This window comes from Autumnicola tepida (genome assembly GCF_031846485.1).
GTDB classification, from domain to species: domain Bacteria; phylum Bacteroidota; class Bacteroidia; order Flavobacteriales; family Flavobacteriaceae; genus Autumnicola; species Autumnicola tepida.
On record NZ_JAVRHQ010000001.1, the window covers coordinates 276,316 to 301,262 of the forward strand.

Annotated in this window: 27 protein-coding genes; 7 read left to right on the top strand and 20 right to left on the bottom strand. The window is 41.1% G+C overall.

Annotated elements, in window-relative coordinates; translation table 11 throughout:
- Positions 1 to 12: 12 nt before the first annotated feature.
- Complete coding sequence (locus tag RM553_RS01350; protein ID WP_311533151.1) at positions 13 to 582, top strand: DUF4136 domain-containing protein; 570 nt, start codon at positions 13 to 15, stop codon at positions 580 to 582.
- Between the two features lie 48 nt (positions 583 to 630).
- On the opposite strand, the gene RM553_RS01355 is transcribed toward RM553_RS01350, so the two are convergent.
- From RM553_RS01355 to RM553_RS01365, 3 genes are all read right to left on the bottom strand, one after another.
- Positions 631 to 762 (bottom strand): hypothetical protein, encoded by a 132-nt coding sequence (locus RM553_RS01355; RefSeq protein ID WP_311533152.1) that lies wholly within the window; start codon positions 760 to 762, stop codon positions 631 to 633.
- A 28-nt stretch (positions 763 to 790) separates the two neighbouring features.
- Positions 791 to 1,069, bottom strand: a complete 279-nt coding sequence (locus RM553_RS01360; RefSeq protein ID WP_311533153.1) for a hypothetical protein — start codon at positions 1,067 to 1,069, stop codon at positions 791 to 793.
- A gap of 242 nt (positions 1,070 to 1,311) precedes the next feature.
- The gene (locus tag RM553_RS01365; RefSeq protein WP_311533154.1) at positions 1,312 to 2,538 is read right to left on the bottom strand and encodes a 3-deoxy-D-manno-octulosonic acid transferase; all 1,227 of its coding nucleotides are present in this window, start codon (positions 2,536 to 2,538) and stop codon (positions 1,312 to 1,314) included.
- 100 nt (positions 2,539 to 2,638) lie between these two features.
- On the opposite strand from RM553_RS01365, the gene RM553_RS01370 reads away from it, so the two are divergent.
- Positions 2,639 to 3,775 (top strand): DegT/DnrJ/EryC1/StrS family aminotransferase, encoded by a 1,137-nt coding sequence (locus RM553_RS01370; RefSeq protein ID WP_311533416.1) that lies wholly within the window; start codon positions 2,639 to 2,641, stop codon positions 3,773 to 3,775.
- 2 nt (positions 3,776 to 3,777) lie between these two features.
- Here RM553_RS01370 and RM553_RS01375 read toward each other — a convergent pair whose 3' ends face one another.
- The 6 genes from RM553_RS01375 to RM553_RS01400 form a co-directional block, all read right to left on the bottom strand.
- Positions 3,778 to 6,165, bottom strand: a complete 2,388-nt coding sequence (locus RM553_RS01375) for a hypothetical protein (RefSeq protein ID WP_311533156.1) — start codon at positions 6,163 to 6,165, stop codon at positions 3,778 to 3,780.
- 164 nt (positions 6,166 to 6,329) lie between these two features.
- On the bottom strand, positions 6,330 to 7,211 hold the full coding sequence (gene fabD, locus RM553_RS01380; RefSeq protein WP_311533159.1) for an ACP S-malonyltransferase: 882 nt from the start codon (positions 7,209 to 7,211) through the stop codon (positions 6,330 to 6,332).
- 89 nt (positions 7,212 to 7,300) lie between these two features.
- Positions 7,301 to 7,801, bottom strand: coding sequence for a pyridoxamine 5'-phosphate oxidase family protein (locus RM553_RS01385; protein ID WP_311533161.1), 501 nt, complete (start codon positions 7,799 to 7,801; stop codon positions 7,301 to 7,303).
- A 101-nt stretch (positions 7,802 to 7,902) separates the two neighbouring features.
- The gene (locus tag RM553_RS01390; RefSeq protein WP_311533163.1) at positions 7,903 to 8,766 is read right to left on the bottom strand and encodes a fructosamine kinase family protein; all 864 of its coding nucleotides are present in this window, start codon (positions 8,764 to 8,766) and stop codon (positions 7,903 to 7,905) included.
- Complete coding sequence (locus RM553_RS01395; protein WP_311533165.1) at positions 8,753 to 9,235, bottom strand: dihydrofolate reductase; 483 nt, start codon at positions 9,233 to 9,235, stop codon at positions 8,753 to 8,755. Before RM553_RS01395 ends, RM553_RS01390 begins: the two co-directional genes overlap by 14 nt.
- A gap of 3 nt (positions 9,236 to 9,238) precedes the next feature.
- A complete protein-coding gene (locus tag RM553_RS01400) occupies positions 9,239 to 9,682 on the bottom strand; it encodes a 2TM domain-containing protein (RefSeq protein WP_311533166.1) in 444 nt (147 codons plus the stop codon).
- A 62-nt stretch (positions 9,683 to 9,744) separates the two neighbouring features.
- Between RM553_RS01400 and RM553_RS01405 the strand changes: the two genes are divergently transcribed.
- Entirely contained in the window at positions 9,745 to 10,827 is a 1,083-nt protein-coding gene (locus RM553_RS01405; protein WP_311533168.1) for an aminotransferase class V-fold PLP-dependent enzyme, read from the top strand.
- 172 nt (positions 10,828 to 10,999) lie between these two features.
- Positions 11,000 to 11,290, top strand: a complete 291-nt coding sequence (locus RM553_RS01410) for an isoamylase early set domain-containing protein (RefSeq protein ID WP_311533170.1) — start codon at positions 11,000 to 11,002, stop codon at positions 11,288 to 11,290.
- Between the two features lie 43 nt (positions 11,291 to 11,333).
- Here the strand turns inward: RM553_RS01410 and RM553_RS01415 are convergent, their stop codons facing one another.
- The 11 genes from RM553_RS01415 to RM553_RS01465 all read right to left on the bottom strand — a co-directional run bounded on the left by RM553_RS01415 (position 11,334) and on the right by RM553_RS01465 (position 20,485).
- Positions 11,334 to 11,615, bottom strand: coding sequence for a DUF427 domain-containing protein (locus RM553_RS01415; RefSeq protein WP_311533172.1), 282 nt, complete (start codon positions 11,613 to 11,615; stop codon positions 11,334 to 11,336).
- Between the two features lie 50 nt (positions 11,616 to 11,665).
- Complete coding sequence (locus RM553_RS01420; RefSeq protein WP_311533173.1) at positions 11,666 to 12,118, bottom strand: hypothetical protein; 453 nt, start codon at positions 12,116 to 12,118, stop codon at positions 11,666 to 11,668.
- 71 nt (positions 12,119 to 12,189) lie between these two features.
- Positions 12,190 to 13,179, bottom strand: coding sequence for an L-histidine N(alpha)-methyltransferase (locus RM553_RS01425; RefSeq protein ID WP_311533175.1), 990 nt, complete (start codon positions 13,177 to 13,179; stop codon positions 12,190 to 12,192).
- 6 nt (positions 13,180 to 13,185) lie between these two features.
- A complete protein-coding gene (gene egtB / locus RM553_RS01430) occupies positions 13,186 to 14,349 on the bottom strand; it encodes an ergothioneine biosynthesis protein EgtB (protein ID WP_311533178.1) in 1,164 nt (387 codons plus the stop codon).
- A gap of 99 nt (positions 14,350 to 14,448) precedes the next feature.
- Positions 14,449 to 14,859 (bottom strand): energy transducer TonB, encoded by a 411-nt coding sequence (locus RM553_RS01435; protein ID WP_311533179.1) that lies wholly within the window; start codon positions 14,857 to 14,859, stop codon positions 14,449 to 14,451.
- Between the two features lie 35 nt (positions 14,860 to 14,894).
- On the bottom strand, positions 14,895 to 15,269 hold the full coding sequence (locus RM553_RS01440) for a TonB family protein (RefSeq protein WP_311533180.1): 375 nt from the start codon (positions 15,267 to 15,269) through the stop codon (positions 14,895 to 14,897).
- 32 nt (positions 15,270 to 15,301) lie between these two features.
- Positions 15,302 to 16,126: a thymidylate synthase gene (locus RM553_RS01445; protein WP_311533182.1), complete on the bottom strand. Its 825-nt coding sequence runs from the start codon at positions 16,124 to 16,126 to the stop codon at positions 15,302 to 15,304.
- An 80-nt stretch (positions 16,127 to 16,206) separates the two neighbouring features.
- Entirely contained in the window at positions 16,207 to 17,919 is a 1,713-nt protein-coding gene (locus RM553_RS01450) for a NupC/NupG family nucleoside CNT transporter (protein ID WP_311533184.1), read from the bottom strand.
- An 81-nt stretch (positions 17,920 to 18,000) separates the two neighbouring features.
- On the bottom strand, positions 18,001 to 18,627 hold the full coding sequence (locus RM553_RS01455; RefSeq protein WP_311533186.1) for a bifunctional nuclease family protein: 627 nt from the start codon (positions 18,625 to 18,627) through the stop codon (positions 18,001 to 18,003).
- 74 nt (positions 18,628 to 18,701) lie between these two features.
- Positions 18,702 to 19,670, bottom strand: a complete 969-nt coding sequence (locus RM553_RS01460) for an electron transfer flavoprotein subunit alpha/FixB family protein (protein ID WP_311533188.1) — start codon at positions 19,668 to 19,670, stop codon at positions 18,702 to 18,704.
- 68 nt (positions 19,671 to 19,738) lie between these two features.
- Positions 19,739 to 20,485 (bottom strand): electron transfer flavoprotein subunit beta/FixA family protein, encoded by a 747-nt coding sequence (locus tag RM553_RS01465; RefSeq protein WP_311533190.1) that lies wholly within the window; start codon positions 20,483 to 20,485, stop codon positions 19,739 to 19,741.
- A 292-nt stretch (positions 20,486 to 20,777) separates the two neighbouring features.
- Here RM553_RS01465 and RM553_RS01470 point away from each other — a divergent pair, with 292 nt between their 5' ends.
- From RM553_RS01470 to RM553_RS01480, 3 genes are all read left to right on the top strand, one after another.
- A complete protein-coding gene (locus RM553_RS01470) occupies positions 20,778 to 21,755 on the top strand; it encodes a pyruvate dehydrogenase complex E1 component subunit beta (RefSeq protein ID WP_311533192.1) in 978 nt (325 codons plus the stop codon).
- 253 nt (positions 21,756 to 22,008) lie between these two features.
- Positions 22,009 to 22,521 carry an inorganic diphosphatase gene (locus RM553_RS01475; RefSeq protein WP_311533193.1) on the top strand — a complete coding sequence of 171 codons (513 nt, stop codon included), beginning with the start codon at positions 22,009 to 22,011 and terminating at the stop codon, positions 22,519 to 22,521.
- A 118-nt stretch (positions 22,522 to 22,639) separates the two neighbouring features.
- Positions 22,640 to 24,916: a sodium-translocating pyrophosphatase gene (locus RM553_RS01480; protein ID WP_311533194.1), complete on the top strand. Its 2,277-nt coding sequence runs from the start codon at positions 22,640 to 22,642 to the stop codon at positions 24,914 to 24,916.
- The last annotated feature ends 31 nt before the right edge of the window (positions 24,917 to 24,947 follow it).

Consider the following 24,947-nt stretch of genomic DNA (forward strand, 5'->3'; position numbering starts at 1 on the left):
GTAGAAATCTGGATGGCAGATATTAAACAGGAAGCGGAAGCTTCTAATACCTCTACTAATATGAAAATTGTAAAACTTCTTTTTTTATGCCTGCTTTTTGCGGCTTGTAATACTCCTAAAATTGCTTATGATTACGACCAGAATGCTAATTTTAGCAATTATTCCACCTATGCCCTTTTTCCTGAATTCCATTCCGGGTTAAGTCAGCTGGACGAACAAAGGATTGTAAGGGCGCTGGATAACGCTATGGAGCAGAAAGGCTTCAGTAATGCAGATAATCCGGGGATTTTTGTAAATGTTTACACAGAGAAATTTCAGGAGGAAAGCAATAATTCCGTAGGAGTTGGTATTGGAGGTGGAGGAGGAAATATGGGTGTTGGCGTTTCCGGCGGTATTCCCATTGGAGGCCCGGAAACATTCCTGAGAATGACAATCGATTTTATAGACAGGGAAAAAGATAGTCTTGTGTGGCAGGCCATAATAGATACCAAATTTGATCCAAATTTAAGTCCGGAAGAACGGCAGGCCCTGTTTAGTAAGATCATTAAAAGAGCTCTTGAGGCTTACCCTCCTGAGAAATAAAAAAACAACAAAGCCCTCATCCAGAGGGCTTTGTTTTAGGCTTGGTGCTTAGTCCGCTATATCTTCTGCAGCGTCCTCAACATCATCGGCGGCCTGTTCTATTCCTGATTTTTCTTCCCTACAGGAAGTAAAAACAGTCGTATAACAAACCAACGCCAAAATCAGCATCAGTTTTTTCATATTTTCATTTTTGTTTTCGTGATTAAATCTAATAATCGTCAGTATTGTTGATTTCATCTTCCACTTCATTCCCGGCATTATCTATGGCGTCACCAGTTTCTTCAGCTGCGTTTTCAACTGCATCTCCGGTTTCTTCAGCGGCATTTTCAATGTCCTCATCTATATCGTCGAGATCATCTTCTTCCATATTCATGTCATCGGTTTCCATTTCCATATCATCTGTGCTCTCATTTTCCACATCTCGGCAAGATGTAAAAGAGGTGGCAAAGGTGAAAAGAAATACAAAAAATAAAATTTGTCTTTTCATAATAAATTGTTTTTACAATTATTAATTAACAAAATTAGTTATGTAAATGTCTATTTATTAAAAGTTGTTGCTAAACTTTTCATAAAAAAGTATAAAACTTTGAGTGAATTGAAAATATGGGGCAAGTAGCGAAAACCAGCAGGTTTTCCAAAGCTATAGGAAAGCAGTTCTTGCTTTTTGCTCTCCTTATTTTTTATGAGGAAAATGGCGGCACAGGCTACTGATCTGTAAATGTTTTACCTTCAAAAAAAATACTTGCGAACAACTTCTGTTGCGCCTGTATTTGAATTGATAAAGTGCCCGGCGATCATCCCGGTTTTTTTTCTGAAATTTTCATCGGTCATTAACCTGTTCAGGAGAGAAGAGGTTTCTTCTGCGGAAGCAACCGAATAAAGTCCCGCCAGTTGTTGCAACTGTATGGCTTCAGGGAATTTGGAAAAATTTGAGCCAATAACTATAGGAACCCCAAAGGTGGCAGGTTCCAGAATATTATGAAGGCCGGTTGTTCCCGCAGCACCGCCAACATAAGCCACATCGGCATAGCTGTAAATCTTCCCGAGTAAGCCTATAGTGTCCACTATTAAAACCTGGAATTGTTCCAGATCTTCAAATTGCTCACTGTACCTTGCGGTCTTTTTCTTTAATTTATCCTGTAGCGCGTTTATTTTCTCGGCTTTAATTTCGTGGGGTGCAATGATGATCTTTACATTTTTTGGAGACTCATTGATATAGCTTAGGAGATAATCTTCGTCTTCCGTCCAGGTACTGCCGGCAACCAGGCACAAATTCCCCTGCAGGAAATTTTCAATAAAATCAAGTTTATTATCATATTCAACCTGTCGGGAAACACGATCAAAACGGGTGTCGCCACTAAGGCTGGTGTTGCTGAATCCAATACTTTTCAACAACTCCCGGGATTTCCTGTTCTGAAGAAAAAAATGCTCAAAAGCTGTCAGCGCATTTCGCATCCAGGTTCCGTAGCTTTTAAAGTAGATTTGATTCTCCCTAAATGCTCCCGAAAGAAGGAAACTGCGAATATTGCGTGCTTTTAATTCTTTTAAATAATTTGGCCAGATTTCATATTTTACAAAAAAAACCATTTCAGGATGGCTAAGCCTCAGGAATTTCCGCACATTTTTTTTGGTGTCAAACGGCAGGTAAGTAATCACGTCTGCCAAGGGATGTTTCTTTTTGTTTTCATATCCTGAAGGAGAGAAAAAGGTGACGAGGATTTTATGGTTGGGAAGCTCCTTTTTTATCATTTCCATTACCGGTACGGCCTGTTCAAATTCTCCCAGGGAAGCGGCATGAAACCAAACCACCCTGTCTTTTTGTCTAATTTCAGCTTTAAGTTTGCTGCTAACCTTTTTCCTGCCTTGAATGCCCTGTTTTAACTTCTTATTGAATAATGCAGGGACAGGAAGGAGCATTTCTGCCGCGCCGGTAAATAGATTGTATAAAAATTGCAAAGCGTGTATTTTTTAAGCTTGCTAAATTAAGCCTTTCCTATATATTGCATTGGCTATAGGGCTGATATTTCGTATTTTTGGTGCCCTACAAATAAAAATGATGAAAAAGATACAGATGGTTGACCTTAAGGGTCAGTATAAAGATATTAAAGAAAAAATCAATGGATCCTTTGAAGAAATTCTGGATTCGACTGCTTTTATCAACGGTCCCGAAGTTCAGAATTTTCAGAAAGAATTAGAAGATTACCTGGGTGTAAAGCATGTAATCCCTTGTGCTAATGGTACCGATGCCCTGCAGATTGCCATGATGGGTCTTGGTCTTAAGCCGGGAGACGAGGTGATAACTGCCGATTTTACCTTTGCCGCTACTGTTGAGGTAATCGCACTTTTACAACTGACCCCTGTGCTTGTAGATGTGGAGCCGGACACGTTTAATATCGATCCCGAAGCTATAAAAAAGGCAATTACTCCAAAGACTAAAGCCATAGTCCCAGTTCATCTTTTTGGGCAGGCGGCAAATATGGACGCCATTATGGAAATTGCCAAAGAACATGATCTTTTTGTTATCGAAGACAATGCGCAGGCTATTGGCGGAAATTATCATTCCAAAGCCGGGCAGGTTTATAAAACCGGAACCATGGGAGATGTTGCGGCCACTTCTTTTTTCCCTTCTAAAAACCTTGGCTGTTACGGGGACGGCGGCGCCATTTATACCAATAATGATGAACTGGCGCATACCATCCGCGGGATCGTGAATCATGGCATGTATGAGCGCTACCACCATGATGTTGTGGGTGTTAATTCCCGGTTAGACAGTCTGCAAGCGGCGGTGCTGCGGGCTAAGCTGCCGAATCTTAACCAGTATAATGAAGCACGGCGGAAAGCTGCAGATAAATACGATAAGGCTTTCGAGGACCAGGCAGAAATTGAAATTCCTAAAAGGCAGGGCAATAGAGATGCACATGTTTTCCATCAGTACACTTTAAAGATAACCAACGGGAAAAGAGATGCACTCGCGAAACATCTGCAGGAGAAAAATATCCCCTTCGGAATTTACTATCCTATTCCGCTACACCTGCAAAAAGCTTATGCAGATGAGCGTTATAATGAAGCCGATTTTCCTGTGACCAACAAACTGGTAAAAGAGGTGATTTCTTTGCCTATGCATACAGAACTTGACGATGAGCAAATAAATTTTATTGCCGGAACTATTGTTGATTTTATGAACAGGAAATAGAATTAGTGGTGTAGATTGGCAGTATTTATATTTATTTCTTCGGAAATTAAATTCCCTTCTTCCGTCATTCCCTGGATTAATAATTTAATTTCCGATTGTAAGGTATTTTGTATTTTAATGCTAGCCGTACCTTTTTGATTGAGATATAAGTCACCAATCCACTGGATGATCCCGTAGTCTTCGAAAATCTTGCTGGTATAAGAACGGTATCGTGGAGTATAAAATTCCTTTGCAGGTGCAAAACCATTTTCAGCAGTAGTCATAAAGGTAGTGGAGTCGTCGATATCAGACTTTTCACGGTATAAATCGTTTAAGGTGTTAATTTTGATTACGCCTCCAATGCCGGTAGCACCCATTATACCGCCTCCAGTCCTGTTGATATAAACAGATTCCACGTCTTCTGTATATAAGGTCGAAAGAAAATTATAATTCTGCACTCTTACATTATCCATATATATTATCGGCGAATAATTTTGGCCGAGCCTTCTGGAGATTATCTGGAGTTCGCCACTCCCCGGATTTGTAGAAATTTCAAATCCCTGCATTCTTAAGTAGCTGGTAAAAAATAGACTTTGCTTCGCTACCTGGTCTGTAATTATTTCTGTTTGTCCACTCGGATCTAATTCCATGGCTATCTCTTTTGCGCTTTTGCTACTGCCGGAGATTAAAACTGTGTCTAATTGTTGTGAAGAAGAAATAAAATTTTCAAATTCATAATCCTTTGCAGCTTTGGTTGGTGCAAAAGATTTTTTAATAAGCTGTTGTTCCAGGTTTTCCAGCCTTTTAAAAGGCTTTATCACCAGGTTTATGGCGGGCTTTTCAATTTTATTCTTCTTATTCGCCAGTCCCACATATATAGAAGCACTGTCCATCAAAAATATATTTTCAGCTTTAAAACGGTTCTGTGCATCCAATTCAAGAATCTGGAAGAGGCCAGATTCATTAGATTTTAAAAACAGGGTCTGTCCTTCAGAGACTTCAGGGTTGTTGATTCGGCCTTCAACCGTAAAACCTCTTTCAGCCTGATACCGTTCATGAGGAGGATGATTAAAGATATCTTTCCAGGAATATTTACTCCAACCCTGGGTTAGCAAAAGAAGGTCCAGGTTATATTCCTGCTCTCTTTTATTTTCATCTTTTGAAAAATAGTAGCCGGCATTTTCCACATGACCATTTATATAGGGCTTTAAAAGAAATGCGGATAAGATATCATGATTTGGAGCATTGGCCCTGGTGCCTGCCGGAAGCACCGAAATACTTAAGCTATTGCCCTTTATGCCATTCTTATTTGTGCTGATGGTTAATTCAAGACTGTCACTGGGTTTAGCAGCAAGAGAGGCCTCCACCTCCAGCCTTTTAACTCCTTTATTATTGAAAACAAGGCGTTCTGCCAATGGTTGATGTGCTTCATTAAATATAGTAAGGGTATTAATCCCGGGAAAAAGAGAATCGGTTTTAATATTTACCGGAGCAGTAGGCTTATTATTGGGAAACTGAAACTGGTATATTTTCATTTTTCCTTTTTGGTGTACGGCCAGCAACAAATTCTCTTTCTCCAGGTTGGCAAGACTTTTTTTATTCGTTTTTACAGAAACGATGAGTTCATCTTTTAAAAAATGAGTAGATAAGGTTAAACCTTCCACTTCTGCCGGTCCTATTGGTTGTATAATATTTTCGCCATTTGCGTTGATGACCAGCGAATAGCTTTTCCCGGGCTCAGGTCTGAAACCAAATTTTCCCATTCCGAATTCGTTAGAATTGAAGTAAGTAACCACCTTGTTTTCAGAATCCTTGACTTTTGCATTCAGGAAAGGAATGCCTGCCCCTGTTTTGCCAAGCAGCTTAACTCCTACATTGTTATAGGTATTTGCCAGCAGATGCCCTCCTTCCGGAAGGATCTGCAAATCCACATTTTCCTTTTCCGGAAGAGGATTTTCGCCCGTTGTTCCCCCAAGTATAGTGAATGTTGTGGCGTAACTAAGATCTTCACTGAAATTATCCATGTACCTGGTGGAGGCTTTTATAATATAGTTGCCGGGTTTAAATTCTCCTGGCTTCAACTGGAAAGAACCTGTTCCTTTTCCTCCATTTATAAAAATGGTTTTTGTCCCTAAATGTTCTCCTGAAGCATTATATATATTCACATGTAAATTAGACGTAAAGATGGAAGGGCGATTATTCCCGGGGTTATAAACATAAGCGGCAAACCACAATTCTTCTTTAGGCAGAAAAGAGGTTTTATCTAAATGAAGGTAAACGGCTTCCCGGTTTAAGCTGAGGTATTCAGCGTATTTTTCCTGTAGCCCGATTGCATCTACAGGTTTTTGAGCATATACTATGGAATAAAAAAAACAGCAGAGGAAGAAGGCAGTTCTCTTGATAACAGTCACAGGGATTTAATTTTGAGATTTGATGAATAGTTGCTGTAGGGAAAGAGAATATAATAAAAAATAAGGTAGAATATTAATTGAAGAAGTATAAATGCCGGTTTTTTAACAAAAAGAAGCCTGGTTGTAGTGACCAGGCTTATCTGCAGTATCAAATGTGGGGACCCTTAAATTTCTCCCGAATGCACCTCCGCACTGCGGTCTATTTTTTTTACAAGTCCCTGTAGAACTTTTCCCGGGCCTACTTCAGTAAATGTTGTGGCGCCGTCTTTAATCATATTTTGCACAGACTGCGTCCATTTTACCGGGGCAGTAAGCTGAAATACCAGGTTCTTCTTAATTTCAGAAGGATCTGTAACCGCGAAGGTGCTCACATTTTGGTAAACTGGGCAAACCGGTTTTCCAAAATTCACTTTTTCAATCGCATCTGCCAGTTCCTGTCTTGCCGGTTCCATTAAGGGAGAATGGAATGCGCCACCAACCGGCAAAAGCATTGCCCGGCGCGCGCCTTTTTCTTTTAAAGCTTCACAAGCCTTTTCCACAGCTTCAACTTCTCCTGAAATTACCAGCTGCCCGGGGCAGTTATAATTTGCGGCAACCACCACGCCATCTACATCGGCGCATACTGCTTCCACCATTTCATCTTCCAGCCCCAATACAGCAGCCATTGTGGAAGGTTTAACTTCACATGCCTTTTGCATGGCCATGGCCCTCTTATAAACCAGTTGCAAACCTTCTTCAAAACTTAGCACCTTATTGGCCACAAGGGCAGAGAATTCGCCAAGTGAATGTCCGGCCACCATATCAGGCTTGAATTTATCACCCATCACCTGGCTAAGGATAACGGAGTGTAAGAAAACAGCAGGTTGGGTGACTTTGGTTTGTTTCAGGTCTTCTGCAGAACCTTCAAACATCACATCTGTTATTGAAAATCGAAGAATATTATTTGCCTCATCAAAAAGTTTTTTGGCCGCGGCAGAACTTTCATACAGGTCTTTGCCCATTCCTGAAAACTGCGCACCCTGGCCTGGAAAAATATATGCATTCATTGCTTTTAATTTATGAGGCTAAAATAGACAAAAAAAAAGACCTCATAACAATACGATTATTACAAGGCCTTTTCCTGACAAATACAGATTTAAATATCTAATCTTCCTTTCTCACCAATATCCTTCTGGTCCCCGCCTAATGCCGCAAGTCCCATCTTAAAAAGGGTAATATATTTGTTTTGCTTTGAATCCCAGTAGTAAGCTTCCTGTGGGCGAACCTTGATTGCTGAGAGGTTTGGATCATCTGAACCCGAGAACCAGGCATCATCTACTTTGGAATAAAAATCTTCCAGTGTTTCTTTATCGGTAACAATAGAAGCCTTACCAAAAATGCTTATGAATTCCATGTCTGAAGTATTACTGTAAAGCAGCTGCACTTCGTCATCCTTGGCAATATCAGCATTATGGTCGCTGGCCATACTGCTCAAAAACCAGATATTGCCGTTACCGTCCACTTTTTTTGTTGACATGGGGACCGCACTAACGGGTTTCTGTCCAAGGCCCGTTACCAGAAATCCGGTTTTTATATCATCCACAAGGGAGGTTAATTTTTCTTTTGCTTCCTTTTGATTCAGGTTTTTCGTGCTCATTTCCAATTTTTTATATGAGCTAATGAAGATAAGAAGCCAAGGGCTGGTTTTGAGCTAACAAACTCCTAAAAGTTAAAACAGCAGTGTTAAGAACTGTAAAATTAGCGGTAGCGGCGTAAAATATTTTCTACGGAAGCTTTATATCTGGACCCAAAGATATTTAAATGTACCAGCAAATAGTATAATTGCCAAAGTGGTACTCTTTCTTCAAAACCTTCGGCTAAAGGAAAATGTTTATGGTAAGCCTGAAACATTCTGGCGTCAAAGCCTCCAAACAGTTTCATCATGGCAAGATCCATTTCCCGCGGTGCAAAAGCTACTGCGGGGTCAATAAGAACGGGCATCCCATAGGTACTCGTCATATAATTACCATTCCAGAGATCCCCATGAATCAAAGCCGGAGCTTCATCAGGAATTATTCCGGAGCAATTTTTAAGAAAGTTGTCCTTATTGCCCAGATCGTAACCTCTGTCTTTAGCCATTTTAAATTGTGGCTCCAGCCGCTGGTTTACATAAAAATCGGCTGCGGAATTTTCTGCGGAATTATACTGCGGAAGGCTGCCAATGTAATTATCGGTTTCAAATCCAAAATTTTCAGCAGAAACCTTGTGCAGTTCTGCCATTTGTTTTCCGAAGATTTTCCAAAAATCTGAAGATTTTTTGCCCGCTTCTAAAAATTCAAGGATAAGGTAAGATTGTTCCTCTACTTCACCCCTATGCAGAGTTTTAGGTACTTTAATTATTCCAGATTTTCTAAGGGCGTCCAATCCTGCTTTTTCTGCCTCGAACATTCCAGGATAACGTGCAGCATCATTAATTTTAATCACCAGTTTATCAGCGGAACCTGTTTCAATCAAAAAAACATCATTTATATCTCCGCCGGAGAGGGGAGTGGTGTTTTTTACTGAAAACCCATGTGCTTCTCCCGCGGCATTTATTATTTCTGAAAATTTATTTACGCTCATAGGTGATATATGTAAAGGAATACTGGTGTTTCGCATCCTTTTCATGAAACTCTTCTGAAGAAACTTTCCATTCTTCCTCGTTGATTTTCGGGAAAAAAGTATCGGCATCAAAAGTGCCATGTACGCGGGTGAGTTCAATTTTTTCAGCTTTGTCTATAGCCATTTTATAGATTTCCCCGCCACCTATAATAAACGGCTGCTGATCAGCCTCAGCAGCTTCCAGGGCTTCTTGTAAAGAATTCACCACTATAGCGCCTTCGGGTTTAAAACTTTGGTTTCGTGTAATTACAATGTGGGTGCGGTTGGGCAGTAGGTTTGGGAAAGACTCAAACGTCTTGCGGCCCATAATAATATGATGTCCTGAAGTGAGCTTCTTAAAACGCTTAAAATCATCTGGCAGGTGCCATACAAGGTCGTTATCTTTTCCCAGGGCATTATTTTCCGCGGCAGCGGCAATCATTGTAAGCATAAATCAGGTATTATAAGGTTTACGCGGAGTTTCAGGGTCTGTTTTCTCAGGATGTGAATTTTCAGCTTTTGGCAGCGGATAATCTTTTTCTACCTTGGTCTGCATTTTGGCAATTTTCTCCTTCTGCTTTTTAACCAGGAGTTCCATTTGCCTGTCCTGCCATTCCTTTCCCATAAAAGTATGGACCACAAAAACATTAAAAAAATGGATTAGGAATATTAGTGCCCATAGAAGCACGGCCCATACAAACCAATTATAACCCAGGGGTTTAAAATCTTCCTGGTAGCCAATAACAACGTTTAAAACAATTAGAAAAACAGCTCCTATCAGGAAGATCACAAAATGCTGAAAAAGCCTTTTCTTTTGCAGGGTTCTTTTACGGGCATATTCATAGAGTTCCCGGTTTTCTGCATCTAGTTTGGAGTTGTTTTTTTTTCTGGACAGCATAATTAGGAGTACTTTAGTGTAAACCAAATTTACAGTTTTTAAAAAAGAATTCCCGCGCACCTATGGATAATTTAAGAAAAGGCTTTCCTGTTTTAAAAAGATATACCTATTTGAACACAGCAGCTTCCGGGCTTTTACCAGAAAAAGTTTTTGAATTCCGGCAGAACCATGACCTGGATTTTCTAATTTCTGCCAGCATATTAAAAGAAAGACAGGGGGGGATTTTAACCGATGTAAGGGAAACCGTTGGCAGGTTTTTTAATTGCGAGGCACATCGTGTGGCACTTGTTCCAAATTTTTCCTATGGCTTTAATACGCTCCTGGAGGGTTTTGAAAAACCAAAAAAAGCTTTGTTGCTTAAAGGGGACTATCCCTCTATAAACTGGCCGGTAAAGTCCAGGAACTTTGAGATTTTTTATGCGGCCATTAATGAAAATCTTGAGGATAATATCCGCAAAGCTTTAACTGAAAATAAACCGGACTTTTTCGCTTTTAGCATCGTCCAGTATATCAACGGTGTAAAGTTGAATATCAATTTTATAAGTGAGCTGAAGCAGGAATTCCCCGAAACTCTATTTATAGCAGACGGGACGCAGTACCTGGGAACTGAAGCTTTTGATTTTGATTCCACGGGAATAGATGTGGTGATTAGCAGCACGTATAAGTGGCTGAATGCCGGCTACGGCAATGGCTTTATCCTCTTCAATGAAAAAGTGGAAGGGAAAATTGAACCCAAACATCTTGGCTTTGGATCGCTGCAGGGAAAATATAAAGCGCACGAAGGAAATTTTCTGGGCAAGTTTGAACCCGGCCATCAGGATACCTTAAATTATGGGAGTTTGGCTGTGGCCCTAAGGCTGCTGGAAGAAACCGGAATAAATAAAATTGAAGCGCAGGTTGTCAAATTAAAGAATTTTGCCTGGCAAAAGTTTGCAGAAATGGGACTTCTTGAAAAATATGTACTGGAGAGAAAAGAACATTCTTCGCTTTTTAATATTAAAGGAGATGATACACTTTTTCATCACCTTCGGAATAAAGATATTATTACCTCACAAAGAGGGGAAGGCATACGGGTAAGTTTTCATTATTTCAATACCACCGACGAAATTGAAGAACTTACAGAGGCTGTTAAAGAAAAGATGTAGGTTTCTGTTTTGTAAATCATAAAAGATTTATATCCCATTATTTTTCTTTCGGTAAAATATCATTTCTATTATTAATAATTTCATAAAAGTTATATATCTGGCTGATTTAAGGAAATTTAAATGCATCGTAATTCTTATTTTTACAGCGTTCTAAATATAAAATACAACACCTATGCCTATTACAAAACAATATTTAAAGTCCAAGCCGGAGTGTAAGGTTACTTTCAACATTCCTGCTAAAGAAGCCTCCTCAGTTGCCGTTGCCGGCGATTTTAATGACTGGAAGAAAATGGAATTAAAAAAGCTGAAGAACGGTAACTTTAAAGGCCAGATGAAGCTACCTACAGATAAATCTTACGAATTTAAGTACTGTATAGACGGGGAGTGGAAGAATGAAGAAGAAGCTGACCGTTATAACTGGAATGAATACGCGGCAGCTGAGAACTCTGTTCTGGAGCTTTAATTTGCTGGAAATAAATTGAATTGCCGGAGGCGGTATTTTGCCGCTATCCGGTAATTTCTACTCCGTTCCAAAAGGCAACATAATTTTCAATAGGTTTTGCTGCATGGCTCGCCTGTGGATAATACCAGGCAGCATCTTCATTAACTTTATCTTTCACCTTTATATTAAAATATGAAGCCTTGCCTTTCCAGGGGCAGCGGGTGTGAGTCTCACTTTCCTCCAGGTATTCCTGTTTTACAGATGCCATGGGAAAATAATGGTTGTTTTCCACGATTTTAGTCTCATCACTTTCTGCTATAACAGCATTGTTCCAGATAGCTTTCATAATATTTTTTACTTTAGTTTTATGAAAAAAATGCCAGTGAAAAAGTAGGTTTACTCCACCAGGATTTGATAAACGCCGGTTTCCTCCTGCCGTTCATACTCAGCACCTTCTATTTCCACGCTGTTTATTCTTGTAAAAGAACAGCAATCTTCAGTTACCCTATCGGCGTCTACGAGCAGGCGAAAAGATACTTCTTCTCCTATTTCAATTAAATAATCTGTGTTTTCGGTTTCCCATCCTATGCTGCCAACCTGAAGTATATTATAGTCATTTTCTGAAATAAAAACCACATCCACGTCGGAATCTTCAGACTGGTCGGTAATGGAAATATCCTCTTCCTGAAAGGTACCATTGGTAAACAGGTTCTCACCGGAAGTTGCATCTATAAATTCAAATTCAAATGCTTCGGGAGGTGTAAAGCAGGAATAGTCTTCGCAATTACTGTTACTGTCACACGCTGAAAAAAGAAAAATAAGGCCAGTTAATAAAAGTAATTTCTTCATCTATAATTTTATATTTAAGTTGTTACTACTATTTAGATGGAGAACGCGCGAATGGTTGCGTAAAATCTACACTAATTTTCAGAATCTGCATTAATCCTTTTTCTGAACACGTAATTTTTATAGCAATTTTCATTATCGCTAAAGGCTGTTTCTATTGCCAATCCTGCTTTTTTAGCAAGCCATTTCACAACCGCATCGTCATATTTCTGAGAGATCTCTGTATGAATAGTTTCCCAGGCTTCCAGGTTTACTTTGAGGTCTAATTTTTGAATATAGACCTCCTGTGCTTCTTTACTTACCAAAAAACTTTTTGCCGTTCCGGATTCGGGATCGTAGGTTTCCCAGTGTAGAAAAGAATCAGTATTAAAGTTTCCGGCCAGTTCGGTATTAATCCTTTCCAGAAGGTTCTTGTTGAAAGCTTCGGTAATTCCTGCAGGATCATTGTAGGCGTCCAGGATTTTCTGCGGATGCTTTTTCTGATCAAAACCCATAAAAAGCATGTCATCTGAACTCATGGAATTTTGAATATTCTTTAAGAATACTATGGCATCCTTATGCAGTAAATTTCCAATATTGGAACCTAAGACCATAATAATCTTCTTTCTGGTATTATAATCTGCCAGGCGCTCCAAAGTTTTAAAATAAGTGCCCTGCTGTGTTTTCACCTTCACTTCAGGTATTTCATCGGCCAGTGCAGCTTCTAACTCATCCAGCACATGCTGGCTTATATCCACAGGCTGATAAGTGAAATCGTATTTTTTTTCAGCTAAATGGCGCAAAAGTATTTTAGTCTTTTTGCCGTCCCCGGCACCAAGTTCAATAATGTCAAATCCTGAAGCACCGTTAAAGGAATCGGCAATGGCCGCGGTATGTTCTTCAAAAATTACTTTTTCACAATTGGTCAGGTAGTACTCCGGCATTTCCATGATCTTCTGGAAAAGCTTATCCCCCTTTTCATTATAAATGTATTTTGAAAGCAGATATTTGGGAAAACTCGTTAAGCCTTTATAAGTGTCTTCTGCAAAGGCAGTGTCGAAATCGGTCATTGGTGTGGACATCATAATGTTTTATCTGGCTAATCTCAGGCCTGTGAACTGCCATCTTAGGTGAGGGTGGAAAAAATTTCTGTAAGTTGGGCGGGTGTGTTTTTCTGAAGTGGCCACGGAGCCTCCGCGAAGTACTTTCTGGCTCACCATAAATTTGCCATTATATTCTCCTAAAGCGCCTTCTGCGGTCTTAAAATTGGGATAAGGAGAATAAGCACTTTCTGTCCATTCCCAGCGGCTGCCCCATTTAAAGCTGCTTTGAGCGATTTCCCATTCAGCTTCAGTAGGCAAACGCTGGCCTTTCCATTGGGCATAAGCGAAGGCCTCAAAATAAGAAATATGGCTCACCGGGGCATCAGGAATAAGAGAAATCATTCCGCCAAGCGTATATTGATGCCAGTCTCCGTTAATTTTATGCCAGTAGGAAGGTGAAGAAATATTATGGGTGTTTTTCCAGTCCCAGCCTTCCGCATGCCATAAAAGAACATCATCATAGCCACCGGTTTCAATAAATTCGATATACTCTTTATTGGTAACCAGTTTGTTGGATATCTCATAATCGTTGAGGTAAACTTTATGGACTCCCAGCTCATTGTCATAACAGAAATCCTCAGATTTATGCCCCACCTCGTACACCCCTTCTTCAATTTTTAACCAGTTTGCCTGGAAATCCTGGATGGGGTTTTCTTCAAATTGCTTGTTATAAACCGGGAAAAGAGGGTTGTTGCCTAAAATATATTTGATATCGGTGAGCAGTAATTCCTGATGTTGTTTTTCGTGATGGCAGCCAATTTCAATTATGCCGCATAGTTCTTCTGAAATTTTCTGGTGCTCCAGAAGCTCCGCCATGGCTTTGGTGACATAATTTCTATATTCATAAACCCAGGCAACAGTAGGCCGGGAAAGATTTCCGCGATCTGTACGGATTACTTTTTCACCCACGCTTTCGTAGTAGCTGTTAAAAACATACGCCGAATGCTTATCAAAAAGCTGGTAGTTTTCGGCATATTCCTTCAGCACAAATTCTTCAAAAAACCAGGTGGTATGTCCTAAATGCCATTTTGGAGGAGAAACATCCTCCACAGGTTGTACTACATAATCTTCAGTTTCCAGAAAAGAACAAATAAGTTCGCTATGAGCTCTTGTCTCTTTAAATAATGATGATAATTCGTTTTGTGAAAGCATAAAAAAGAGTGACACTTTAGAGGGTGCCACTCAAATTTACACTTTTTTACTAATGCCAAAAATTAACGCTAGTTAAGGCAAAGTTAAAGTACGCCAGCTTTATAGCGTAAGCGGAATGGTGTATTTTATAGAAGCAGGTTTGCCGCCCCTTGTTCCCGGTTTCATCTTCGGAATTTTTTTGATCATGCTTTCTGCAGCCTGGTTAACCTTTGGGTTATCACCTTCAACTGCTTTTACTACCACTTCGCCGGATTCGTCAATTTCCAGTTTTACAACGGCCTTTCCCCTTATAAAATCTCCATCGTCGTTTTTGGGATATTTATAGTTTTCCCTAATGTGCTGCATCAGTTTTGCGTTAAAGCACTTTTTGGTTTCATTGCTGTCTTCGCACCCCGGCCACACCGGGGCAGATTCTTTAACGGTTATTTTATTGCCCTCAACTTTTACGCCTTCCTGGGCAAAACCCGCCGAAGCGGCAAGAAACATAAAAACTATAAGTATCTTTTTCATAAAAAGTGTAGATTAAAGGTTGGGACTGGAAGGATTTAGAACTTAAAGGTGTTGGTAAACTTCCTGTCGTCTACTTCCCCTCCAAGTGTGCCAGGTTCCATTTTTGGCATTTTTTCAAGCATTTCCCTTGCTGCCTGGTTTACTTCAGGTTCTGGCCCTTCAACAGAATTTACAACTACTTCTCCTTCTTTATTCACGGTAAAGGAAACGGTCACTTTGCCGCGAACATATTCTCCCTTGTCGTTTTTAGGATATTCGTAAGTAGACCTTACAAACTGGGAAAATTTCTGGTTAAAACATTTTTTTACATTGTCACTGCCTTCACATCCGGGCCATACGGGCGATGTTTGATCCTGGGCCATACATAAGCCTCCAACAAACATACACGCGATCACCAATAAATTTTTCATGATAAATTAAAAGTTTTTAAATTATAAAAGAGTTATACCGCAACTTTGCCTTTAATAGGCGGGTGCGGGTTATAATCCTCTAATATAAAGTCTTCAAATTTAAATTCAAAAATATCTTTGACTTCGGGATTCAGCTTCATTTTTGGCAAATTTCGTGGCTCCCTTGAAAGCTGAAGTTTTACCTGCTCCATATGATTGCTGTAAATATGGGCATCTCCAAAAGTATGGATAAAATCCCCGGGCTGTAGATCGCATACCTGGGCCATCATCATGGTGAGCAGGGCATAAGAGGCAATGTTAAACGGAACTCCAAGAAAAATGTCGGCACTGCGCTGGTAAAGCTGGCAGGATAATTTTTCGTTTGCCACGTAAAACTGAAAAAAAGCATGGCAGGGTGGTAATGCTGCTTTACCTTCTTTTACAGTTGCTGAAAATGATTTTGAAGTATCTGGCAATACTGATGGGTTCCAGGCAGAAACCAGCATTCTCCTGCTGTTTGGATTGTTCTTTAGCGTTTCTATAATTTCACTAATCTGATCGATCTCCTCACTGTTCCAGTTACGCCACTGGTGGCCGTAAACCGGCCCAAGATCACCATTTTCATCTGCCCATTCATTCCAGATGCGCACTCCGTTTTCCTGCAGGTATTTTACATTAGTATCTCCTTTAAGAAACCAGAGCAATTCGTAAATAATTGACTTTAAATGCAGCTTTTTTGTGGTGACCATGGGAAAGCCCTCTTCCAGGTTGAACCGCATCTGGTATCCAAAAACGCTTTTAGTACCTGTGCCGGTGCGGTCTCCTTTTTCTGTTCCGTTTTCTAAAACGTGCTTTAGTAAATCGTGGTATTGTTTCATAAGATGTTTGGAGATTTCAGCTAAAATAGAAAACAGCTCCGGTAATCGAAATTTTACCTTCTTAAAAAATTTGAAGAAAATTATCCCAATATCATTCCTGCGATTGTGGCAGAAAGCAGTGAGGCCAGGGTGCCGCCAATAAGCGCCTTCATTCCAAATTCCGAAAGCGTTTTTCGTTGCCCCGGTGCCAGGGAGCCAATTCCTCCAATCTGTATCCCAATAGAGGCAAAATTGGCAAAGCCGCAGAGCATATAAGTCGCCATTATCACAGATTTTTCATAAGTAAGGCTAAGGGCGTTGGCGGGATTCTTTAAATCTGCCAGCTGTACATAACCTACAAATTCGCTAGCAGCGAGCTTAATTCCCAGAAGTTGGCCCATAAGCATCATGTCTTCTTTGGCCACGCCAATAATCCACATTAAGGGCGCGAAAATCAGCCCGAGTACAGATTCAATAGAAAACTTTGAATAGGGGGTGTATTCTGCCATTAACATATTGATATGGGTCCAGCCTCCCACACGTCCAAGAACATAGTTGATCATCGCAATAAAAGCGATAAATACCAGTAACATGGCAGCCACATTCGCGGCAAGTTTTAAACCTTCAGTAGTACCATTGGCAATGGCATCAAGAATATTGGAGCCGATCTTTTCTGAAGAAACATCTACGCTGGAGTCTATAGGCTCCTGCTGCGGATATAAAATTTTAGAGACCACAATAGCTCCCGGAGCGGCCATCACTGATGCAGCAAGGAGGTGTTTGGCAAATTGCAATCTTAAAGCCGGGTCGTCACCGCCGAGAAAGCCAATATAGGCAGCGAGTACCCCACCGGCAACGGTAGCCATTCCGCCTATCATAACCAATAAAATTTCAGACCTGGTCATTTTTTCCAGGTATGCTTTAATCATAAGGGGAGCTTCTGTCTGGCCAAGAAAGATGTTTCCGGCAACGTTAAGGCTTTCCGCTCCAGAAATTCCCATAAGTTTGGTGAGCACCCACGCCATTCCACGTACCACAATCTGAATAATTCCAAGATAGAAAAGTACGGAGGTAAGGGCGGAAAAGAAGATAATTGTGGGAAGTACCTGGAACAGGAAAATAAACCCGAAGCTTTCCACATCCATCATTCCGCCTAGCAGGAATTCGCTTCCCGCAGCGGTAAAATCGAGGATCAGTACAAAAATACTTCCTACAAATTCAAATATTTTTTGGATAAAGGTGATTTTTAATACCCCAATGGCCAGTAAAAGCTGGGCGCCCAGGCCAATTAATATGGTTCGCCAGTTGATGGCTTTGCGGTTGCTGCTAAAAAGGAACGCTATAAGAAGGAGAACCAGCATACCAAGTGCGCCACGGGCAACACTTGTAAAGGAGATGCCTTCGCTGGGTACCATTTCTTTGGCGATTTCTGCCGGGACTGCTTCTTTTATTGTTTCTGAATATTCCTGGAAGGCATAAACGTTACTGCCTTCGGTAAGTCCCATTTCCCCTTCTGAAAGGCCGGAAACCCTAAAGTTTCTAATAGTGTCTTTAGGCGTGCTGTAAAAAAACACCAGATTGTTATTCTGGTAGATATATTCTCCTGTAGCAAGAGTGTCCTGGGAAGCCTGCCTGGTTATGCTGAAGCGCCCTTCTGAAAGGTTCAAAACATTTTCAGAAGAAAAAGCGGTTAAGGGATTTTGTAGGGAATCTTCCGTATTGGGTTGAAATTGCCAGCTTTTAGAGATGCTTTGTGAGGAAGCGGTGCTTATTCCAAAAACAATTAAAAACAGACAGTACCAGATTTTATTCATCTAAAACAGGGAATTTTCAGGCTCCACTATGGTGGTTTTTGTGAGCCTATTACTAAACAAGCACTTAAATGGCATTGGGATTTACTTTCTTTTTGAAATTTCGTCCCTTATGCGTGCCGCTTTTTCATAATCTTCATTATGTACGGCCTGGGATAATAAATCCTTGAGTTCAGACAGTGACAGCTTTTTGTAATTAGTGTCATCAGCCTTTATTTCTATATCGTCAGACAGTAGTTCTTCGGCGATAATTTCTTCCTCTTCCTTTCCTGCAGGCTCCTTTCTTTGTGGTTCTTCTCCTTTCAGGAAAATACCAGCTTTATCCAGGATGTTCTTGTAGGTGAAAATAGGCGCGTCAAACCTTAATGCCAAAGCAATGGCATCGCTGGTCCTCGCATCTATAATTTCTTCAGTTTTATCACGTTCGCAGATAAGACTGGAATAAAAAACACCGTCTACAAGCTTATGAATAATTACCTGTTTAACCACAATTTTAAACCTGTCGGCAAAATTTCTGAACAAATCGTGGGTAAGCGGTCTGGGAGGTTTTATTTCTTTTTCAAGGGCTATGGCAATAGATTGTGCCTCAAAAGCCCCAATAACAATAGGAAGTTTTCTTTCTCCGTCTAATTCGCTAAGTATTAAAGCGTAAGCTCCATTCTGCGTTTGACTGTAAGAAATTCCTTTAATGTTAAGGCGCACTAAACTCATATTCCAAAAATTGAAAAAGGCTGTCTAAATAAGGACATTAGACAGCCCTTTTAATGGGGCACAAGTTATAAAAATTATGCGTTTTTATCTTTAAATTCCTTCAATTTTTCGTTGAGCCTGGGAACGATTTCAAAAGCATCGCCCACAATCCCATAATCTGCAGCCTTAAAAAACGGAGCCTCAGGATCGTTGTTAATAACCACTTTGGTTTTGGCGGCGTTGATTCCCGCAAGATGTTGTATTGCTCCTGAAATTCCCACGGCGATATAAAGGTTGGAAGCAACCGGCTTTCCTGTCTGGCCCACGTGCTCGCTGTGCGGCCTCCATCCCATATCACTCACAGGTTTGGAACAGGCTGTTGCTGCACCAAGAATTTCGGCCATTTCTTCTATCATTCCCCAGTTCTCGGGACCTTTTAAACCGCGTCCTCCGGAAACCACAATTTCGGCATCTGCGATAGTCACTTTATTGGTGGCTTTATCTACAGATTCAACATTTACAGAAAAGTCTTCCTCAGAAAGGCTGGGGCTGAATTCTTCAACTGTAGCTTCTGCCTGCTGTTCTTTTACTCCAAAGGCGTTTTTCGCCAGACCAATAATTTTTACATCGGTAGTGATTTTAGTGAAATTGAAGGCCTTCATGGTAAAAGCATTGCGTTTTACCGTGAAAGGTTCGGTGCTTTCAGGTAAGGCTACTACATTGGAAGCGTAGCCGGCTTCTAATTGCACAGCCAGAACTGGTGCCAGGTAACGGCTGTTCGCGCTTTGGGAAAGCACAATAACTTTACTGCTTTCCTTTTCCGCAGCCTGTTTTATCGCATCGGCATAAGCTTCAGCGTTAAATTTATTTAATTTTTCGTTTTTGATATTCAGCACTTTTTCAATTCCGTAGCTGCCCAGTTCTGCAGATTCGGGCGCATTAAAAGTAACAGCGGTTACTGAAGTGCCCATCATACCGGCAACTTCTTTGGCATATGAAGCAACTTCAAAAGAGGCCTTTTTAAATTTTCCTTCTTCTGATTCTATATATACTAAAACTGACATTGATTTTGTGTTTTGGCATTTCCGCGAAAGCGAAAATCAAATTAATAATTTAATCTTTCCTGATGTTTTTAGATTGCTTTGGCTTCGTTATGAAGCAGGTCTATCAGCTCATCCAAATTTTCAGGATCAATAAGTTTTACTTCGCCTTTTGGAGCTGGTTTTTCATATTTAACCGCTTCTGTCCTTGTTTCCGGTTGTGTTGGTTCCACTACATTAAGTGGTTTTTTACGGGCCTGCATGATCCCCCTCATATTGGGAATTTTCAGGTCGCTCTCTTCCACAAGGCCTTTTTGCCCTCCAATTACAAGAGGAAGGGCGGCCGTAAGGGTTTCTTTTCCGCCATCGATCTCTCTGATGGCAGTGGCCTTATCTCCTTCAATCTCCAAACCGATACAGTTAGTTACAAAATTTGCTCCTAATAACGTTGCTAACATTCCGGGAACCATCCCGCCATTATAGTCTATAGATTCACGGCCGGCAATTATAAGATCGTAATTCCCTTCTTTAGCCACATTCGCCAGTTCTTTGGCTACCTGGAAGCTATCTGTGGGGGCAGTGTTCACCCTTATGGCGCTATCGGCACCTATAGCAAGAGCTTTTCTAAGCGTAGGCTCGGTCTCTGCACCTCCCACATTTACAACATCTACAGTTGCTCCCTGCTTTTCCTTGAACCACATGGCACGCGTAAGGCCAAATTCATCGTTGGGATTGATCACAAACTGCACACCGTTGGTGTCGAATTTGGTATCGCCTTCAGTAAAATTAATTTTTGAGGTAGTATCAGGTACGTGGCTAATACATACTAAAATTTTCATATATAAGGTCGTTTTATAGTAAATCGTTCAATTACGAAGGTACATAATTTAATTCGAAAGTACTATGCATGCATAATAAAATTTGTTAAATCTGAAGACTGAATTGTTAGGCGATTTCGCGGATTAAATTGACTAAAAAGCTCTTGCCAGGCCGGTAATTTTAGTTTTGCATATCCTTTTACAGGCGCCATGGTGAAAACTGCTAAATTTTTGTTCGCCGATTGTGGTGAAAACTTTATTGAATTACTATTTTTGTTCTCGCAAGATTTTAAAATAATTATAATACACTATAATGAAGACAATTCAATTTAGGGAAGCCGTTCAGCAGGCAATGAGCGAAGAGATGCGCAAAGACGACTCGATTTACCTGATGGGGGAAGAGGTGGCCGAATATAACGGTGCCTATAAAGCGTCCAAAGGTATGCTGGATGAGTTTGGTCCTGAACGTATAATTGATACCCCTATTTCTGAGCTTGGTTTCTCCGGAATTGGAGTGGGAAGTGCAATGAACGGTAACCGCCCGATTATTGAATTTATGACTTTTAACTTCTCACTGGTTGGAATTGACCAGATTATTAATAATGCGGCCAAAATGCGCCAGATGAGTGGTGGCCAGTTTAATATTCCTATCGTGTTTCGCGGGCCAACGGCTTCTGCAGGCCAACTTGGCGCAACGCACTCCCAGGCTTTTGAAAGCTGGTATGCCAATTGCCCTGGTTTAAAAGTTATTGTTCCTTCTAATCCTTACGATGCCAAAGGTTTGCTTAAAGCAGCTATCCGCGATGACGACCCGGTAATTTTTATGGAAAGTGAGCAGATGTATGGGGACAAAGGAGAAGTGCCCGAAGAGGAATATGTAATTGAAATTGGCAAAGCCGATATTAAAAGAGAAGGTACAGATGTAACTATTGTTTCCTTCGGAAAGATTATAAAAGAGGCTTATAAAGCGGCTGAAGAATTGGAAAAAGACGATATTTCCTGTGAAATTATTGATTTAAGGACTATTCGCCCGATGGATCACGAGACCATTATCGAATCTGTGAAGAAAACAAACCGTTTGGTAATCCTTGAAGAATCATGGCCTTTTGGTAACATTTCTACTGAAATCACTTATCAAGTTCAGGAAAAAGCTTTTGATTATCTTGATGCTCCAATAATTAAGATTAACACTGCAGATACCCCTGCGCCATACTCGCCGGTACTCCTTCAGGAATGGTTGCCTGGCAGTGAAGACGTGATTAAAGCTGTAAAAAAGGTGCTTTACAAATAGGCGCTTAATTATATTTATTAAAAAACTTCATCTTAACCGGTGAAGTTTTTTTGTTAATATGAGGGATGTATAGTGGAAAAGGAGGCAGGGACTCTTACTCAATAAGGGTCATTGGCAGCATAATGTTATTTTCATAATCTGGATGCCAGGTCCTTTGCGCTTACAGCTTCTATGGGTTTACATTTTTAATAACAGTTTTTAAAGTGGGAATTACTTATATTTGTTGCCCTTAAAAAATAGAAAAATAAATAAAATGTCTGAAACTTTTGACGTATTGATAGAGATCCCGAAGGGGAGTAGAAACAAATATGAATATGATTTTGATCTGAAGAAGGTGCGTTACGACCGTATGATCTTTTCTTCCATGATGTACCCTGCAGATTACGGCTTTATCCCCAATACCCTTGCGCAGGACAGCGATCCGCTGGACGTGCTGGTTTTGGTTTCTGAGCCCACTTTTCCGGGAATTGTAATGGAGGTAAAACCTATCGGGGTTTTCCACATGGCAGATGAAAAGGGACCTGATGAGAAAATAATCTGTGTGCCGGTTTCTGATCCTATCTGGAACAGGTTAAATGATTTAAAGGAGTTGAACGGCCATATGTTGAAGGAGATAGAGCATTTCTTTAAGGTTTATAAAGACCTTGAAAAGAAAAAAGTTGATACCGGTGATTTTGGAGACGCAACAGAGGCACGTGAGATCATAAGGCAATGCGTTGAACGTTTTGAGAATTATGACGGGGATAAGAGTCGATTTGGGATATAATCGCAAAAATAACCTCAATTGATTAATAAATTAAAAGCAATAACCTAAAAAAGTTATTGCTTTTTTAATTATTATTGATTTACTACATTAGCTGTAATTAACTCGCAATTACTAATCTATGGAATCAATAATGATTTACATGCCTGCTGTAATGGCAGTTCTTGGGCTGCTTTACATGTGGTCCAAAAGGTCCTGGGTAATGAAACAGGACTCCGGCGACGGAAAGATGAAAGATATTTCGTCGCATATTTATGAAGGGGCGCTTGCCTTCCTGAAAGCAGAATACAAACTGCTCACTTTCTTTGTTATTGGGGCCAGTCTTGCCTTAGCTTTAATAGCTTTCGTGGTGCCCACTACGCACTGGCTAATTATCGTGTCCTTTATTTTTGGGGCATTTTTTTCGGCTCTGGCCGGAAATATGGGCATGAAGATCGCCACCCAAACCAACGTACGCACTACCCAGGCTGCAAGAAGTAGTCTCCCAAGGGCTTTAAAGATATCTTTTGGGGGCGGAACGGTTATGGGTCTTGGTGTTGCCGGCCTTGCAGTGTTGGGCCTGAGCCTGTTTTTTATCATTTTCTTCTATTATTTTATGGGCGGCGAGTGGACCAATACTTTAGACATGACCGTAGTCCTTGAAACCCTCGCCGGTTTTTCCCTTGGAGCTGAATCCATAGCGCTTTTTGCCCGCGTTGGGGGCGGTATCTATACCAAGGCTGCCGATGTTGGTGCCGACCTGGTGGGAAAAGTAGAAGCCGGTATTCCTGAAGACGACCCGCGTAACCCCGCCACCATAGCAGATAATGTGGGAGACAACGTGGGAGACGTGGCAGGAATGGGTGCCGATTTATTCGGGAGTTATGTTGCCACCGTTTTGGCTGCCATGGTGCTTGGAAATTATATTATTGAAGATATGGGCGGCGATATTGTTGCTGAAGGTTTCGGCGGAATTGGACCTATACTTCTGCCGGTGGCCATCGCCGGTGCCGGGATCATTATTTCCATAATAGGTACCCTGCTGGTGAAAATAAAAGATAATAATGCCAAAGAAAATGAAGTGCAGAAGGCGCTGAATATCGGGAACTGGGTTTCCATAGCCCTGGTTGCCATAACAAGTTTTTTCCTGGTGCGCTGGATGTTGCCGGAGAATACCATGAAAATGGGTTTTTTTGTAGGTGGCCGAGAAGGTTTTGAATTTGTGAATATTTCTTCCATGCGGGTTTTTTATGCTACCCTGGTGGGAATTGGCGTAGGAGGAATTATTTCTGCAGTAACCGAATATTATACAGGCCTGGGTAAGAAACCGGTGCTTTCTATTGTACAAAATTCCAGCACAGGCGCGGCAACCAATATTATCGCCGGGCTTTCTACCGGAATGATTTCCACATTTTCTTCAGTATTACTTTTTGCTATCGCCATTTGGGCTTCCTATGCTTTTGCCGGTTTTTACGGAGTGGCTTTGGCAGCTTCAGCAATGATGGCTACCACGGCCATGCAACTGGCCATTGATGCTTTTGGCCCTATTTCTGATAATGCCGGCGGGATTGCAGAAATGAGCGAACTTCCCGCAGAGGTAAGGGAGCGAACCGATATTCTGGATTCCGTAGGAAATACCACAGCGGCTACCGGGAAGGGATTTGCCATTGCCTCGGCAGCGCTAACGTCCCTGGCGCTTTTCGCGGTATACGTTACTTTTACCGGAATAGACGGGATAAATATTTTTAAGGCGCCAGTGCTGGCCATGCTTTTTGTGGGCGGGATGGTGCCGGTGGTTTTCTCGGCCCTGGCTATGAGTTCTGTGGGGAAGGCCGCCATGCAAATGGTAAACGAGGTACGCAGGCAGTTTAAGGAAATTCCTGGAATCCTGGAAGGGACGGCAAAACCGCAATACGATAAATGTGTTGAAATCTCTACCAATGCGGCCCTTAGGGAAATGCTGTTGCCGGGAGTACTTACCATTGGTTTTCCTATTGCAATCGCCCTTTTGCCCATGCTCTTTGGCTATGAAAAAGTGCTGATTGCTGAAATGCTGGGCGGGTATATGGCCGGGGTTACCGTTAGTGGTGTGTTGTGGGCGATTTTTCAGAACAATGCCGGCGGGGCATGGGATAATGCGAAGAAATCTTTTGAAGCCGGGGTGATGATTAACGGGGAGATGACCTACAAAGGTTCTGATGCCCATAAGGCGGCAGTTACCGGAGATACAGTAGGAGATCCTTTTAAGGATACCTCGGGGCCATCCATGAATATTCTAATAAAACTTACCTGCCTTATAGGATTGGTGCTGGCGCCAATTTTAGGAGGCCATACCACCGATGCTGAAAAAGTGCGGGAAGAACAGGCAAAAGTTTCTAAAGTTGAAAACAGTAGCAATGAAGGGTTCATCAGGCAATAGTAACTTAAAATTGTTAATTTCCTTTTAAGAA

What these genes read in the sequence shown, in the direction of transcription:
- RM553_RS01350 (WP_311533151.1), top strand. Translation starts at nt 13, where the DNA reads ATGGCAGATATTAAACAGGAAGCGGAAGCTTCTAATACCTCTACTAAT.
- RM553_RS01355 (WP_311533152.1), bottom strand. Translation starts at nt 762, where the DNA reads ATGAAAAAACTGATGCTGATTTTGGCGTTGGTTTGTTATACGACTGTT.
- RM553_RS01360 (WP_311533153.1), bottom strand. Translation starts at nt 1,069, where the DNA reads ATGAAAAGACAAATTTTATTTTTTGTATTTCTTTTCACCTTTGCCACC.
- RM553_RS01370 (WP_311533416.1), top strand. Translation starts at nt 2,639, where the DNA reads ATGAAAAAGATACAGATGGTTGACCTTAAGGGTCAGTATAAAGATATT.
- fabD (WP_311533159.1), bottom strand. Translation starts at nt 7,211, where the DNA reads ATGAATGCATATATTTTTCCAGGCCAGGGTGCGCAGTTTTCAGGAATG.
- RM553_RS01385 (WP_311533161.1), bottom strand. Translation starts at nt 7,801, where the DNA reads ATGAGCACGAAAAACCTGAATCAAAAGGAAGCAAAAGAAAAATTAACC.
- RM553_RS01390 (WP_311533163.1), bottom strand. Translation starts at nt 8,766, where the DNA reads ATGAGCGTAAATAAATTTTCAGAAATAATAAATGCCGCGGGAGAAGCA.
- RM553_RS01395 (WP_311533165.1), bottom strand. Translation starts at nt 9,235, where the DNA reads ATGCTTACAATGATTGCCGCTGCCGCGGAAAATAATGCCCTGGGAAAA.
- RM553_RS01400 (WP_311533166.1), bottom strand. Translation starts at nt 9,682, where the DNA reads ATGCTGTCCAGAAAAAAAAACAACTCCAAACTAGATGCAGAAAACCGG.
- RM553_RS01405 (WP_311533168.1), top strand. Translation starts at nt 9,745, where the DNA reads ATGGATAATTTAAGAAAAGGCTTTCCTGTTTTAAAAAGATATACCTAT.
- RM553_RS01410 (WP_311533170.1), top strand. Translation starts at nt 11,000, where the DNA reads ATGCCTATTACAAAACAATATTTAAAGTCCAAGCCGGAGTGTAAGGTT.
- RM553_RS01415 (WP_311533172.1), bottom strand. Translation starts at nt 11,615, where the DNA reads ATGAAAGCTATCTGGAACAATGCTGTTATAGCAGAAAGTGATGAGACT.
- RM553_RS01420 (WP_311533173.1), bottom strand. Translation starts at nt 12,118, where the DNA reads ATGAAGAAATTACTTTTATTAACTGGCCTTATTTTTCTTTTTTCAGCG.
- RM553_RS01425 (WP_311533175.1), bottom strand. Translation starts at nt 13,179, where the DNA reads ATGATGTCCACACCAATGACCGATTTCGACACTGCCTTTGCAGAAGAC.
- egtB (WP_311533178.1), bottom strand. Translation starts at nt 14,349, where the DNA reads ATGCTTTCACAAAACGAATTATCATCATTATTTAAAGAGACAAGAGCT.
- RM553_RS01435 (WP_311533179.1), bottom strand. Translation starts at nt 14,859, where the DNA reads ATGAAAAAGATACTTATAGTTTTTATGTTTCTTGCCGCTTCGGCGGGT.
- RM553_RS01440 (WP_311533180.1), bottom strand. Translation starts at nt 15,269, where the DNA reads ATGAAAAATTTATTGGTGATCGCGTGTATGTTTGTTGGAGGCTTATGT.
- RM553_RS01445 (WP_311533182.1), bottom strand. Translation starts at nt 16,126, where the DNA reads ATGAAACAATACCACGATTTACTAAAGCACGTTTTAGAAAACGGAACA.
- RM553_RS01450 (WP_311533184.1), bottom strand. Translation starts at nt 17,919, where the DNA reads ATGAATAAAATCTGGTACTGTCTGTTTTTAATTGTTTTTGGAATAAGC.
- RM553_RS01455 (WP_311533186.1), bottom strand. Translation starts at nt 18,627, where the DNA reads ATGAGTTTAGTGCGCCTTAACATTAAAGGAATTTCTTACAGTCAAACG.
- RM553_RS01460 (WP_311533188.1), bottom strand. Translation starts at nt 19,670, where the DNA reads ATGTCAGTTTTAGTATATATAGAATCAGAAGAAGGAAAATTTAAAAAG.
- RM553_RS01465 (WP_311533190.1), bottom strand. Translation starts at nt 20,485, where the DNA reads ATGAAAATTTTAGTATGTATTAGCCACGTACCTGATACTACCTCAAAA.
- RM553_RS01470 (WP_311533192.1), top strand. Translation starts at nt 20,778, where the DNA reads ATGAAGACAATTCAATTTAGGGAAGCCGTTCAGCAGGCAATGAGCGAA.
- RM553_RS01475 (WP_311533193.1), top strand. Translation starts at nt 22,009, where the DNA reads ATGTCTGAAACTTTTGACGTATTGATAGAGATCCCGAAGGGGAGTAGA.
- RM553_RS01480 (WP_311533194.1), top strand. Translation starts at nt 22,640, where the DNA reads ATGGAATCAATAATGATTTACATGCCTGCTGTAATGGCAGTTCTTGGG.